This is a genomic window from Anabaena sp. AL93 (assembly GCF_001672085.1).
In the GTDB taxonomy this organism is placed as follows: Bacteria; Cyanobacteriota; Cyanobacteriia; order Cyanobacteriales; family Nostocaceae; genus Dolichospermum; species Dolichospermum heterosporum.
Map to the genome: position 1 here is coordinate 53,308 of NZ_LJOU01000006.1, position 13,586 is coordinate 66,893.

Here is a 13,586-nt window from a genome sequence, read left to right on the forward strand (position 1 = left end):
TAAGGGTTTTGTTATCATCAATCCTCAATCACCATAAAAGGGACGCAAGAGCCAGAAAAAACTAGAACAGTTACCACTAGAAAGACAGCAAAAAATTTCTGAAGAATCTAACTTTCTCATTGCTGAAGAAATGACACGACAACAATTGAGACTAGCACTCAAACTCACTCAAGAGCAAATGTCAAAACTTCTTCAAATTGATCAAGGAAATATTTCTCAAATGGAACAAAATACTGATTTAATGCTTTCAATTCTGCGAAAGTATATTGCTGATTTAGGTGGTGATTTAAAGCTTGTTGTTGAATTTCCTAACCGTCCACAAGTTACTTTATCAGGAATTTCTGAGATTGATATCTGAGTAGCCAACCATATCTTGAACCTGTAGAAAGCAAATTTTCCTTTTAGGTAAAATTTTGATCCAACCTACAGCATCAAATAATATAATAAATGTAACTGCTATGTTCTTTACCACTTGAGAATATATGATAGAACGAGAAATACTGAATCGTATTACTACAAATCCCAAAGTAATGGCTGGAAAACCGACAATTAAGGGTACACGCTTAACCGTCGAGTATATTCTTAATCTCCTTGCACATGGTGCAACAGTCGCAGAAATTCTGGAAGAATATGAAGGTTTAGTAGAAGCAGATATTCGCGCTTGTTTATTATTTGCATCTCGCTCTCTAGAAAGTACCAGTTTCATGCCTTTAATTGCGGAGATTGCTTAGATGCGATTTTTAGTAGATGAAAATACAGGTGTGACTGTCGCTCGCTGGTTACGTGAACAAGATTATGAAGTTTTCTCAGTTTATGAACAAGGACGGGGAATAGATGGGAATAGATGATGACACAATTATTCAAAAGGCCTTTGATGAAAATTGGATTTTGATTACTAGTGACAAAGATTTTGGCGAGAAAGTTTATCGAGATAAATACCCTCACCGGGGTGTGATTCTTCTGCGTTTGGAAAATGAACGCTCTGCAAATAAAATCTATATTTTACAACAGGTATTAGAGCAGCATAAGGAACAGTTAGTAGATAGTTTTGTGGTAGTCACTGAAACTCAGATTAGATTTGCCAGGATAGGATAATTACTGATTCAAAAGAAAAATGAGAATGAAAAATGGGGAAAATTGATAACATAAGTTCATTTTTTATAAATATCTTTACGGTGTTGACAATGAAGAACTATAACAGTAAGAGTTTCATCATTAATTTCATAACGTACTCGATAATCTCCTATTCTAATTCTATATTCATTATCAAAACCACTGAGTTTTTTAACTCCAAATGGACGAGGATCTTCAACTAGAGATAAAATTTTCTCTAAAACTCGCTCATTTATGGTTGGTGGTAAATTTTTCAGTTGTTTCTGCACTGGTTTTGGGATAATAACTTCATAGCTCATGAGATTTGAGGATTTTGATTAGCAATATATTCTTGAATTGTTTGATAGTCGCCATTTTGATAAGCTTTGCGAGATTCTGCAACTTCCGACATAATTTGGGGATTTTGTTCTATTAAATCTTCTTCATCTTCTAAAAGTTGTTCTTCTAGAAATTCCAAAAGTTGATGCTTTTCTTGTAAATTGAGAGATGAAATTGCCGCAATTAATGATTCAAAGGAAATTTGTAAGTTAACTACTGTCATTATTAATAATCCTTTTGAGGTTAATTATATTTTCAATTATGTCATATTTTCAGTTAATGTACTACCAGAGAGAGAAGTTATAACTATAGCGTAGGTTAGCAACAGTACAAAAAAGGTGCGTTATGCGATCGCTAACACACCCTACAAAACTGGTGGTAATGCGATAGCGAAGTGCTCCGTAGGAATCGCTATCCGACCATTATTAGCCCGATATTGGTAATCTTGGTGTATTACAAAATGAAGTGCGGAATGTGGGCTACAATCCCCAATCTACAACTAGCAACCGCGGATCAAACTCTCGCAATAAACGTACCAGTTCTTTTAAATCATTAATAGAACTTACACAGACGCAACCCGCACTACCAGGACTGTGTCCCTCTTTAATCCAGTTCCAATCAGCATGAAATCCAAATGCGTCACGGTCATCTGATTGCTTACCAACGAACGGAACCCATACAGGACCAAGTCCGTTGTTTAAGTGTGGATGGGATGCGTTATAATTATCTTTACCTCCTGCCCAGTCAATATCGCCGATAATATAGCTACCTTGAGGAATTGGCTGTAGACTACCTGGAAAACTGTCAGGATCGCTAAATAGTAAGAAACGCTGCGCTCCTGGTGCGCCAGATACTACCTCTAGGGATTCAACCACACCTCGTGTGGGATGTACAAACTCCAATTTACACAATTTCAAGCCTTCATACGCATCTTTACTGGTGCGTGTAAGGCGACAGTAAACGCCTCTATCCGGCGTAGGAGCAGGAACAAGTCCCCGCGCTCGTCTTAGAGCATTTTCGAGCGCTCTTTTGGTTTCTTGTCCGACCTTACCATCAATTTTGCTTAAAGCCTCACGTCTTTGCAGCAGTTCAACAGCACTTTTGGTAATATCATTAAACTCATTTGGCTGCGAAGTCATCCGCAGGAATCCCAATCCTGCAAGAGCGCAATTGAGGATATAGCAATCATCTCCGACATCACCCTTGACAATTAATGCACTGGTAAATGGTAGAGGTACAGGAGCAGGGTGATAGGGACGTTCTTCTACTGATGAAGTAGTAGGGGTTGTAGTTGGGACTGAAGTGGAACTTGCAGAATTTCCCACCGAAGGATTTAACCCATCTCTTCGGAACAAAGCTTCTTCGTCATTACGACGATTGACTAATCCTGGCAAAACTGTTCTAGTACCATTGTCTGTACCATGTACCCAACGGTCAAATTCGCGGGCTGCACCTTCGTAATCTACGTCATTATTCAGTTTTCGTAATAGTGTTGACTCACCAAATGCTCCAATGCCAATGTTATAAACAAAGGAAACTAAGGCATCAAACATACCTTGTGTTAAAGCTGCTCGACAAAGCTGATCAACATCTTCTGCTGCTTGTTCAACTTCCATCTTCAACCAGCGTTCTGCTGTTGTTAGATTGATAACATCACCGGGCTGAATGGGTCTGTTCAAATCCAAGTGTTCTATAGAACCGAACCCAATCGTCCATATTCCAACTGGATCTTTATACGCTTCAATCAAACCATCAGGGCGCTTCTTGTGCAACCCCTCCCATTTTTTAATTAAACTAAAACACTCGTTACTTGGTTTCATGCGTTTAACTCTAGGCTAAAGTTCTTTTGAGATCATCTTCAAATTTTTTGATATACCTCCAGTAATGTTGAGGGTTCACAAAAAATAAGATGTGTTAAAAGGTACTAAGTTTCCTTTTGTTCTTCACCCACTTTACACCACACACTCAAACCTGAAAAGCGGAAAAAAGCGGATTGCAAAAAAAAATTACAAACAGACGGAAAATAGCGGAAATATACGGATAAAGTCTGCTATCATTACTTGTGTCGCGTTACATTTTTAACTATGCAGGTTCACGAACTACTACAACTTGTGGATGAGGCTGTCTATCTCAATACAGGCAAACGTCTCAATGACTTGCAACGTGGAGTTATTCAGGGGACACTAAAGCATCAAAAGTATGCTGATATTGCTGAAGATTGTGGTTGTAGCGCGGGTCATGCAAAGGATGTAGGTTACGAACTTTTAAAAATGTTATCTGATATTTTTGATGAACCAGTTGATAAAAGTAATCTTAAATCAGTTCTAGAACAACAGGGAAATGTGAATATTTCTTTGGGTGATAATAGTAAAATTAATAGTAATTTAATTGGCTGTATAAATATTGGTTCTAAACAACCTAAAACTAAACCAGATAAAAGCCATTCTGGTAATTCTAAATTAAAGCAACAAAATCAGAATAAAACTAAGATAGAAAAAATTGATAAATTACGATATTTTGGTTTAAATGATGAGCAAATTGCAGAGGTGTTAGAGTTACCTTTAGAGATAATTAAACAGGTAGAATCAAATAATTGAGTAAGAGTATTGTATATATGTTAGACTTTCCTCTTAATTCCCAAATCCTTGATCAATATTAAAAAATATGGGTCATTTGTTTAAATTGTGATTTTTAGCATCCAAATTCTGTATAGTACTTAACACAGAATTTAAATTTATTGTTCATTTACAGCGGTTTCCGCTCTTATGAGGTACATCTTAGCCCCCTCATCGCTTGCGGGGAGGGGGTTGGGGGTGGGGTTCTTGTACCTCATAACACCGGGAAGTGCTGTAGTTTCTGCGTTTCTTCAGGAGTCATTTTTTCTCTTCATCACTTTTCGGCTATTTTGCCTTTTATTCTCCCTGAAGTCTCTAAGCATCTATGCTTACCGCATAATTGGGATGCTGCCATAGCAATTTTTAATTGCTGAGACTTCTGGTAATATTTTCTCAGATTATTCTGGCAACTCTGGCAAGTCGAATAAAACTTTAGTCATATAATTTTCTGCCCAATCTATCCCAAAAGCCTTTTCTAAAACTCTACGGGTTTTATCATTTTGTTGTTGTTTGGTACAATAATTATATTGTCCAGCCATAATTTGAGCTACTTTTTCAGGTGCAACTGGACTAGATGCGATCGCTTGGGTACAATGAATATCTAAAAATGATTCTACGTGAGACAAAAAACTTGTCTCTTCTTCGGGGGAACTAGGACGAATAAACAGACAAAAATCGGAAAAAATATTGCCCCATTCTGGTAAATCACGAGGTTGAGAAAAATTGCCTGTGGTTAATTTACTAAGTTGGGAATTATAACCATCTGGTAAAATTCGATCTAAGTTTACTGGCGAAAGATCAGCAATAGCAGCACTAATTTGACCTCTACCTCCGACTAAATCACAACCAAACATGGGAAGATCATATTCAGGATGAGGAAACATCACACAGTGCAGAATATCTAACATATTCCCCACCTTTGCTAGTTCCAAGTGTATTTTGCGAAACTGGGGACTTTGATAACAACGATTTTCGATAATCAGTTTTTCCCCTTCTAATTTACCTTCTACATATCCCAATTCCGCAGGTAAATGGTATGGTGATAAGTCTAGGTGTTTATGCCAAACCGCTTCAATACAATCAGCTAGTTGATGAATCAGGGGATGTTGTTGTTCACGGAGAGAAGGTGTAGAAGACATATTATTTAGGAAATACAATTTATTTCCTAGTTTACAATTATTTGTACCAGATCAACTATTCTCCTGATATTTCTCTTTCTAGCACTTCTTGTAGTTGTGGCAATAATGAGGATAAATCATTTTGAATTGTTTCCCAGACTCTACTCAAATCAACTTGAAAATATTCGTGAGTTACAACATTTCGCATCCCTCCCATTAACCGCCAAGGTATAAGAGGATAGCGTAACTGAATATCATTAGGAACATTTCTAGTAGCTTCTCCAATCACGACGAAATCATAGAGAACAGCTTTGACAAGCGTTTGATTTTTTGTAAATTCCTCAAACGTTACACCCCTTGTCCTTTGCTTAATTTCACTGATAGATAAGACAATATCTTGAATACGAAACCGCCAATCTCTAGAAGGCACGAATGACATCCTTTAATACAGGTTTTCGCAAATGTTCTCTCAAAGCATCCTCCGTTCCCAAATCAACAGAACATCCCAGAATATCTTCTAAATAATACTGCACTTGCAAAAGTTGAAACAACCCACCCGAACGATTAAACTCCACTAAAAAGTCTACATCACTATCTGAACTAGCTTCATCCCGCGCCACTGAACCAAACAAATTAAGGGATTTTACTCCCAGTTCCTGCAACTTTTCTCTATGTGCAGCTAAAGTTGCCAGTACCTCATCTCGTTTCATGCTTTATTTTCCTAAACCAATTCTATATTAAGATAGTAGTGCAGCACGGCGTAAATAAACCAACCATTTTTAATTGCCAAAAATCTTGCTCAATATTGCTTTTGACTTTTGACTTCTGCCTTGCGGAGTCCCTATTTTTTAACATTTTATCCATTAAAAATTGGGAATAATAATTACTTAACTATCCCCAAAAATCTGTAACTTCATATCCCAATTCCCCGATCATCTGCCGCAATAAAGGTAAACTCAAACCAATGACATTACTGTGACAACCCTCGATTTTCTCCACAAATAAACTCCCAAAACCTTCTAAAGCAAATGCTCCAGCGCATTGAAGAGGTTCACCTGTAGCTACATAGGCAAGAATAGCGCGATCGCTCATTTTCGCAAAATACACCCTAGTAACTTGATATTTAACCACAGTTTGATTTTTAGTAGTATCAATCAAAACATGACCAGTGTACAAGTCACCAAAATTACCTTGCATCAATTGCCACCGAGCGATCGCTTCCTCTGCATCCCCTGGTTTACCGTAAATCCCTCTACCCATAGCCAAAACTGAATCACAACCCATCACCAAAGCCGCTGGAAATTGGGAAACCACAGTTTCCGCCTTACACTTAGCCAGCGTTTTCACCAATTCCCCAGGTTCAGTTAGTTGTATTTGTGACTCATCAAAATCACTCGGACAAACTATTGGTTCAATTCCCACAGTTTGCAATAACCGACGACGGGCAACAGAAGCAGAAGCAAGCACAAATTGCGGAATTTTCATAGATTTCTGTATAAATAATGTTTGGTAATTAATAATTGAATAACTTATTTTTGTAAGCACTCCCCAGTCCCCAGTCCCCAGTCCCCAATTAATAAACAGCGAAAGAACTCACAACTTCGTCAATCATTCGTTGCAGCTTCTTCCAACGTCTCTCAGGAACAGAAGCATTAAACGTAAACAGCTTACCACGACTGATAGCCACACTAGAAATATTATGTCTTTCCTGTCCATTCGGAAATTTAACTGCATATTCTAGAAAGTAGTAAATTTTCCCATTTACTTCCCTTGCAGCCGCATTGATTAACTCAGCAGTCCGATCAGAACCTACAGGAGCAAGAGCCGCCTTTCCTAATTTATAACCAACTTCCGTTGGTGTTCCCAATTCCGCTAAAGTTTTACCAGAGGGAACAGGACTAATTACCACAGACACATTTTCTGATACTTCAATTAAATCGTGAAACACCACATCAGGCCCATCACCAACTTTAACTTGTAACCAACCATTAGGATAATCAAACTGATAACCGTCAGCACTATCTACAAACCGATTTAGTCCAGCCGCATTAGCCACACCAACACTACTCAAGCTGAAGCTCAACACCAATAATAAGATCAACGTAATTCTTTGCCACATTTTTTCCAATTCCTTTTGTCCGTCAAGAATACAAGGTAAAGATAATTGCAAGTTCTTATTTTCTCACTAATCTGGACAATCTGGAGACTTTCCTTTTGCCATCTTCTTCAGACTTGATAAGTATGTGTGCTATAATTGGACAGTCTCGCACCTTGTGGTCAAATAAAAAACCTCTTTGTTGTCAAAATCAGCCGCAAGCACATCTAAAAGTATGAAAAAAGTTGTCGTTGGTCTTTCCGGTGGCGTTGATAGTTCCGTAGCCGCCGCTATGCTGCATAATCAAGGCTATGATGTAATTGGTTTAACTCTTTGGCTGATGAAAGGCAAAGGGCAATGTTGCTCTGAAGGAATGATCGACGCGGCTAATATTTGTGAACAATTGGGTATACCCCATGAAATTGTTGATATTCGGGATGTCTTTCAAACAGAAATTATTGATTTTTTAGTGACAGGTTACAGCGTAGGCATTACGCCGTTGCCTTGTTCCCAATGTAACAAAACGGTGAAATTCGGTCCAATGGTGGAATATGCAAGGGAAAAATTGGCATCGGATAAAATCGCCACAGGTCATTATGCCCAAATCCGCTACGATGACACCACTAACCGTTACCAACTATTACGAGCCGTAGACCGCAACAAAGATCAATCTTATTTCCTCTATGACTTATCCCAAGACTTATTAGGGGCAACAATTTTTCCCCTGGGTGAACTGAATAAAACTGATACTCGCAGAATTGCTACTGAATACAACTTAAAAACCGCCGATAAACCAGAAAGTCAAGATTTATGCTTAGTAGAAAGCAATGGCTCTATGCGGGCATTTTTAGATAAATATTTAGCTCCTCGACCTGGTGATATTGTGGATACCACTGGTAAAGTTTTGGGACAACATGATGGTGTTCATCATTACACCATTGGTCAGCGAAAAGGCTTAGGCATCGCCGCAGCCGAACCCTTGTATGTAATTGAATTAGATGCAGCTAATAACAAAGTAGTTGTAGGCGATCGCACCAAAGGATCTCAGTCAGAATGTACAATAAATCGAGTAAATTGGGTTTCCATAGCTGAACCCGTTGCCCCCATTCGCGCCGAAGTTCAAATCCGTTATCGTTCCCAACCCGTACCCGTCACAGTCATTCCCCTACCAGATTCCCGCGTCCGGTTAGTATTTGATGAACCACAATTCAGCATCACCCCTGGACAAGCAGCGGTTTGGTACGACGAAGATATGGTATTAGCTGGCGGAATCATCGAACAATCGTAGGGGCGCAGGGCCTGCGCCCTGTCTTTCTGGGGAGAGAACCACCTCTGGCTTAAATACCGCAAGGGGTCTAAATTAAGGGACTTCCAAGAAATAAATTATCCTGATTAACGAACCACAGAGGCGCAGAGGACACAGAGGAATAAGGGTTTGAGAGATTTTTGCGTTAGGTGGTTGAGTATTTTTTTATTTGGAAGTCCCTAAGTGGACTCGTTGAACCAAGAATCTCAGTGGCTAAAGCCAGTAAGAGTGTCAAAGTCATGATAGTTTCGATCCGTATCTTTACCCCTGAGAGTGTAAAATCACTTGTATAGGCATAAAAATTGTGCAGATTCAGGAGTATCTTTGTATAAGCATTCAAAACGAACAAAATTGTGCTTTTGTGCAATTTGGTACAAAGTAGTTTGAGTTTCGGGCAAATCATAAGTAGATATATGATTTTCAATCATGGACATATCTTGAGACGAGAGTGCAGTCCAGTTTTGACGCATATTTTCTAAGTAGCGATTAACAAATTTTTCTCGGTCTTCCCCTTCTTTACAAACTATGTCAATCAAAACAAATACACCCTTGGGTTTCAAAAGATGGAATACTTGCTCAATAACTTTATCTTTTTGTGCCAAACTTAGATGATGTAAAACAAAGGAAGTCGTAACTATATCAAAGCTTTGCTTTCGGTTTTCAGCTAGTTCCTCAACAACTTTCGATATGTCGTCTTCAATAAAAGTTTGTTCACAGTTAATTTGTGCCATGTTGCCTTGGGCAATTTCCAAAGCAGCCGCAGATAAGTCAATTCCGGTATAGGAGGCAACGGTAGTATTTAATAAAGCTTGAACTGATGAACTAGCATCACCGCATCCAAGTTCAAGTAAGGAAAATGGTGTTGGCAAGTAATCAGTTAATAATTTATGCAAAACACCATAAATTTCTCGGTGTTCCATGTAATTATTGGCTAAGACTTTTTGATATGTTTCCCAATTCTTCTTAAAGTAATTATCTGATTGAGTTTTCAGAGTATTCATGGAAGCATTCCCATAACTGACAATATATTGAAAATAATAGCAGTATAAGAGGATGTTTGAAAAGTATCAGAATTAATCGATATCCCCCCAACCCCCCTTACAAAAGGGGGCTAAATTCCTCAAAGTCCCCCTTTTCAAGGGGGATTTAGGGGGATCTGCGGGTGTCAGATACCACACGAAAAAGTTTTCAAACAACCTCTTAGTTTCATTGGGTTGTTAATTGGCTGTTCCCCAGCACAAACGAAACCACCCGTTAAAAATTTTATCAATGCGTAAGTCATAATTATTTTTTTGTCCATAAAAAAATAAAAACCGTGAAAAAATAAATTCACGGCTTTAATAAAAAATGTGGTGTGAGGAGACTTAACTCACTTCATCATACTTCATCTAAAAATTAGAAGTTCAACTACCGCAAATTTCTTTACAAAGTAATTCTTTGATGACATATATATATTCTTAATATTTGTCACCTTATACTATAGCGCCACCACAACTAGAACCACACCCCGCAGTACAACCATAGCAATATTCAGCAGTTTGGACTTCTTGAATTATATCTAAACTACCAATTTCTAATAATTTGCTCACCGTCAATTTTTCACCATTGCTAGTTTTTGCAGGTAAATTCATCATTTGGTTAAAATCACAATCAAAAATATTCCCTAAATAATCAATTGAAAGTTGTTCACGACACATTAAACCATCAATTGTGTTGGGGTTAAAGTGAGACTCTAAAAAATGCAAATACCTAGAATAAAGCTGCTTTTTTTCTAAATGAAACTTGGTTCTCCCCACAGGTATATTAGTAATGGTGAAAAGATGATTAAATCTAATATCAAAATTTTCCATCAAAAAGGTTTTATAAGCCTTTTCTAAATTTTCCTGTTCGGGAGTTAAAGAAAAATCTTCACTATTTGGTAATGGAGGATTGTACACTAAATCTAAAACTAAATTTGGGTTTTCACCATAACCAATTTTATTTAACCATTGCAAAGCTTGAATAGATTGATCAAAAACACCATTCCCCCGCATTTTATCCACATTGTCTGCCAAATAACAGGGAAGAGAAGCCACAATCTTGACTTGATGTTGAGCAAAAAAATCTGGCAAATCCTCAAATCCCTCCACAAAATAGATTGTCAAATTTGATCTCACAATTACCTGTTTACCTGCCTTTATAGCAGCTTCTACCAATGACTTAAAACCATAATTCATTTCTGGAGCGCCACCAGTTAAATCAACAATTTTGATTTCTGGAAACTTCTCAATCAAGGTAATTAACTGTTGACAAATTTCCGGTGTCAGTTCCTCAGTTCTCTTGGGACTAGCTTCTACATGGCAATGGTTACAAGCTAAATTACAACGTTTTCCCAAATTAATTTGTAAAACGTTAATTTGCTTTTTTGTTAAAGGTGAATTTAGCTGTTGAAAAAAAGGTGTAATCATAGAAGCATCTCTAGCACGAATTTCTATAAGAGGATATTTTAAAGGTCATTCAACCTAAGAGGATGTTTGAAAAGTTTTGAATATATAGACTGACCCCTCTCCAAACCTCTCCCCTGCAAGGGGAGAGGCTTTAAAACCCCCATTCCCTTGCAGGGAAGGGGGGTAGGGGGGTTAGGTTTTTGGAGATTACGGGTTTGATATAATACTTTTCAAACAACCTCTAAGAGACAGGGGGAAGTGGCAGACTATTGATAATTGGGACATACCACTTGACTAAATCGAAAGTTTCCTATATCATAGAGAAACAACCCATCAATCATTCCCGAAATCTAAATAAAATATTTTTGATCGCTCCACTCCGTTACGCTAGGGAAGTGAAAAGAATAAGAGCGCAGAGCGCAAAAGAGCAAAAGTGCAGAGTGCTAACAAGTCCTCGCCGCACCACTACACACAACCCGAAAACCAATATCGTTGACGTTGAAGGCGAGATCGTAGTTGTCGCGATAAGCAGAACGGCAATTTCCAGGATGGCTGAGCCACGAACCACCGCGCAGCAGCTTATATTTACTGCTTAGACTTGTCCAAGCACTGCCATCTATAGGCGCATTTATATAGTTTTCATGCCACCCATCCTCACACCATTCCCACACATTCCCACACATATCATATAAACCAAAAGGGTTGGCGGGAAAAATTCCTACCTCTGTGGTTTTTTCTCGATATTGTCCTTTTTGTCCCTGCCCATAAGTGTAGTTACCATGATAATTAGCTAAATCTGTAGAAATTGTTTCCCCACAATAAAACGGGGTAGTAGTTCCTCCACGACAAGCATATTCCCATTCAGCTTCGCTAGGTAAACGATAGGTTTTATTTGCCATTCGGGAAAGTCTGGCACAAAATTCTTGAGCATCATTCCATGATACACAATCAACAGGCAGATTATCACCTTTAAAATAAGATGGATTAACCTTTCCTAGTGCAGCTACAGCCCGCCATTGTTTTTGCGTAACTGGATATTTACCCATGAAAAAGGGGGGAACAGTAACTTGATGTTGTGGACTTTCATCCGAAGTTCGGCCTTCCTCATTTTCTGGAGAACCCATTTTGAAAGTTCCACCAGGGATAGATACCATTTCCAAAGTTACACCATTTCGCAGGTTTTGTGTAAAATATTCTGCACTTTTAGAAAGGTAATTTAACGGCGTATTTCTTGTTACCGTTGATAGCAAATTTGTTGATATCTTAGCAGTTTGAAAGTCAAACTTCTTTATTGGAAATCCAAGTTTTCTCTGGGTTTGCTGGACAATATACTCAATTCCTTTGTTGCTACTAATGGACAGCCAATTCTTTATTCTCTCGTATTCTTTTGGATGCTCTCTTTTAATTTGTGGCAGATCTATATCATGCAAAATAGGCAGAATTTTATCACTTTCTAATATATTATCAAATTCCATAAAAGTCCATTCTTTGTGTTTAGCAAAGTAACTAGGACTAATTACGACCATTCCATACTGTGATTTTTTTAGACCTTCTGTAATTTTCCTATTTAATTCATCTCCCCACTCAATTTCTTGTTCGTCGTACCATACTCGATAGTTTTCATCAATTAATCTTTCATACAATGGTCTAGCAAATGTCTCTTTATCTTCAGACGCATGACTGAGAAATACATGATATTCACCCATAAATACTCCTTTTATTTCAATATTTAACTATTTTTAGAAAACCTTTACCATTTTACTCCTCCACACCAGCAATAATCGCCAAAGCCTTCGCATACTTTTCTAAATCACCTCGCAAAGCAGCCAACTCGCTTCGCAACTTTGCTTCTTCTGTCCAACTCACCTCATGTTCTTTAGCACTCACCCCTATAGGCCGTCTTGCTTCCCAAGCCTGTAAAATAGGATGCCATTTAGCTAAAAATGGTCGCAACCCATTATTCAACACCGCAATAGCAATACCCCCGACTGAGTTCTTAGAAGCACCCACATCAGGCCCAGCCGCTTTGAGAACTTCGCGGGTAGTTCCGAATAAACTATACAAAGAATTCAACGCTTCCCGCACTAACCCCTGGTCAACTTCTAAGGATTGCACAGCAACCCGTGTCACCAGTTCCACATACAACGACCAAGCGGCTTTCCGTTCCGTTGTGTCCGCTTCCCATTCCGCAGCACCAATACCAAAGGGAAGACTAATAGATACCTTTTTTAATTTTGCGGGATCTTGTTTAGGCATAAACAGCCATTTTAATAAAATTAATTATTTATTCCATCTAAATTAAACCATACTGAACTTAGAAATAAAAGCAAGAGAATTTATAATTTGGGGAAATCTTGCTGTTTGAGCGAGTTACACGCATTTATTTAGACATCTCGTTCCCATGCTCTGCGTGGGAATGTAGTTAAGAGGCTCTGCCTCTATTATACCTAGAGGTAGAACCTCTAAGATGACATTCCCAGTCAGAGACTGGGAACGAGGAAATTGCGTCGTTTGGGAATAACTTATTGAGTAGGGTGCGTCAGATAGAAGAAATCTGTTTTTTGTCAAAATATCCTCTCTGACGCACCCTACAAG

At 38.3% G+C, this 13,586-nt stretch carries 17 protein-coding genes and 2 pseudogenes; 6 read left to right on the forward strand and 13 right to left on the reverse strand.

Translation table 11 applies throughout. From position 1 onward, the window contains the following. Positions 1–130 precede the first annotated feature (130 nt). The 4 genes from AN486_RS02820 to AN486_RS02835 all read left to right on the forward strand — a co-directional run bounded on the left by AN486_RS02820 (position 131) and on the right by AN486_RS02835 (position 1,095). The gene (locus AN486_RS02820; RefSeq protein WP_081981380.1) at positions 131–358 is read left to right on the forward strand and encodes a helix-turn-helix transcriptional regulator; all 228 of its coding nucleotides are present in this window, start codon (positions 131–133) and stop codon (positions 356–358) included. 124 nt (positions 359–482) lie between these two features. Next, positions 483–731, forward strand: a complete 249-nt coding sequence (locus AN486_RS02825) for a DUF433 domain-containing protein (RefSeq protein ID WP_168636820.1) — start codon at positions 483–485, stop codon at positions 729–731. Further along, on the forward strand, positions 732–848 hold the full coding sequence (locus AN486_RS02830; RefSeq protein WP_267902203.1) for a DUF5615 family PIN-like protein: 117 nt from the start codon (positions 732–734) through the stop codon (positions 846–848). Next, positions 835–1,095, forward strand: a complete 261-nt coding sequence (locus AN486_RS02835; RefSeq protein ID WP_267902202.1) for a DUF5615 family PIN-like protein — start codon at positions 835–837, stop codon at positions 1,093–1,095. Before AN486_RS02830 ends, AN486_RS02835 begins: the two co-directional genes overlap by 14 nt. A gap of 56 nt (positions 1,096–1,151) precedes the next feature. Here AN486_RS02835 and AN486_RS02840 read toward each other — a convergent pair whose 3' ends face one another. The 3 genes from AN486_RS02840 to AN486_RS02850 form a co-directional block, all read right to left on the reverse strand. Next, on the reverse strand, positions 1,152–1,412 hold the full coding sequence (locus AN486_RS02840; RefSeq protein ID WP_168636819.1) for a type II toxin-antitoxin system RelE/ParE family toxin: 261 nt from the start codon (positions 1,410–1,412) through the stop codon (positions 1,152–1,154). Next, positions 1,409–1,654, reverse strand: coding sequence for a hypothetical protein (locus tag AN486_RS02845; RefSeq protein WP_168636818.1), 246 nt, complete (start codon positions 1,652–1,654; stop codon positions 1,409–1,411). Before AN486_RS02845 ends, AN486_RS02840 begins: the two co-directional genes overlap by 4 nt. A gap of 256 nt (positions 1,655–1,910) precedes the next feature. Continuing rightward, positions 1,911–3,251, reverse strand: coding sequence for a glycoside hydrolase family protein (locus AN486_RS02850; protein ID WP_168636816.1), 1,341 nt, complete (start codon positions 3,249–3,251; stop codon positions 1,911–1,913). 264 nt (positions 3,252–3,515) lie between these two features. Between AN486_RS02850 and AN486_RS02855 the strand changes: the two genes are divergently transcribed. Then, a complete protein-coding gene (locus tag AN486_RS02855; RefSeq protein ID WP_168636815.1) occupies positions 3,516–4,028 on the forward strand; it encodes a hypothetical protein in 513 nt (170 codons plus the stop codon). Positions 4,029–4,444: 416 nt separating this feature from the next. Here AN486_RS02855 and AN486_RS02860 read toward each other — a convergent pair whose 3' ends face one another. The 5 genes from AN486_RS02860 to psbP all read right to left on the reverse strand — a co-directional run bounded on the left by AN486_RS02860 (position 4,445) and on the right by psbP (position 7,283). Continuing rightward, a complete protein-coding gene (locus AN486_RS02860) occupies positions 4,445–5,185 on the reverse strand; it encodes a phycocyanobilin:ferredoxin oxidoreductase (RefSeq protein ID WP_168636814.1) in 741 nt (246 codons plus the stop codon). Positions 5,186–5,240: 55 nt separating this feature from the next. Further along, positions 5,241–5,594, reverse strand: coding sequence for a DUF86 domain-containing protein (locus AN486_RS02865; protein WP_290599158.1), 354 nt, complete (start codon positions 5,592–5,594; stop codon positions 5,241–5,243). After that, positions 5,584–5,874, reverse strand: a complete 291-nt coding sequence (locus AN486_RS02870) for a nucleotidyltransferase (protein ID WP_027404262.1) — start codon at positions 5,872–5,874, stop codon at positions 5,584–5,586. Before AN486_RS02870 ends, AN486_RS02865 begins: the two co-directional genes overlap by 11 nt. 181 nt (positions 5,875–6,055) lie before the next feature. Further along, positions 6,056–6,649 carry a nucleoside triphosphate pyrophosphatase gene (locus AN486_RS02875; protein ID WP_290599161.1) on the reverse strand — a complete coding sequence of 198 codons (594 nt, stop codon included), beginning with the start codon at positions 6,647–6,649 and terminating at the stop codon, positions 6,056–6,058. 88 nt (positions 6,650–6,737) lie between these two features. Then, the gene (psbP, locus tag AN486_RS02880; RefSeq protein ID WP_053541333.1) at positions 6,738–7,283 is read right to left on the reverse strand and encodes a photosystem II reaction center PsbP; all 546 of its coding nucleotides are present in this window, start codon (positions 7,281–7,283) and stop codon (positions 6,738–6,740) included. Positions 7,284–7,494: 211 nt separating this feature from the next. Between psbP and mnmA the strand changes: the two genes are divergently transcribed. Next, positions 7,495–8,547 carry a tRNA 2-thiouridine(34) synthase MnmA gene (gene mnmA / locus AN486_RS02885; RefSeq protein WP_168636812.1) on the forward strand — a complete coding sequence of 351 codons (1,053 nt, stop codon included), beginning with the start codon at positions 7,495–7,497 and terminating at the stop codon, positions 8,545–8,547. A 299-nt stretch (positions 8,548–8,846) separates the two neighbouring features. Here mnmA and AN486_RS02890 read toward each other — a convergent pair whose 3' ends face one another. From AN486_RS02890 to AN486_RS02910, 5 genes and pseudogenes are all read right to left on the reverse strand, one after another. Continuing rightward, positions 8,847–9,566 carry a class I SAM-dependent methyltransferase gene (locus AN486_RS02890; protein ID WP_168467412.1) on the reverse strand — a complete coding sequence of 240 codons (720 nt, stop codon included), beginning with the start codon at positions 9,564–9,566 and terminating at the stop codon, positions 8,847–8,849. A gap of 471 nt (positions 9,567–10,037) precedes the next feature. Further along, positions 10,038–11,012: an arsenosugar biosynthesis radical SAM (seleno)protein ArsS gene (gene arsS, locus AN486_RS02895; protein WP_168636811.1), complete on the reverse strand. Its 975-nt coding sequence runs from the start codon at positions 11,010–11,012 to the stop codon at positions 10,038–10,040. A 422-nt stretch (positions 11,013–11,434) separates the two neighbouring features. Further along, positions 11,435–12,190 (reverse strand): annotated as a pseudogene (locus AN486_RS02900) (formylglycine-generating enzyme family protein); the annotation flags it as partial. Between the two features lie 201 nt (positions 12,191–12,391). Further along, a pseudogene (locus AN486_RS02905) lies at positions 12,392–12,697 on the reverse strand (toll/interleukin-1 receptor domain-containing protein); the annotation flags it as partial. Between the two features lie 52 nt (positions 12,698–12,749). Continuing rightward, entirely contained in the window at positions 12,750–13,247 is a 498-nt protein-coding gene (locus AN486_RS02910; RefSeq protein ID WP_168636590.1) for a hypothetical protein, read from the reverse strand. Positions 13,248–13,586: the final 339 nt, after the last annotated feature.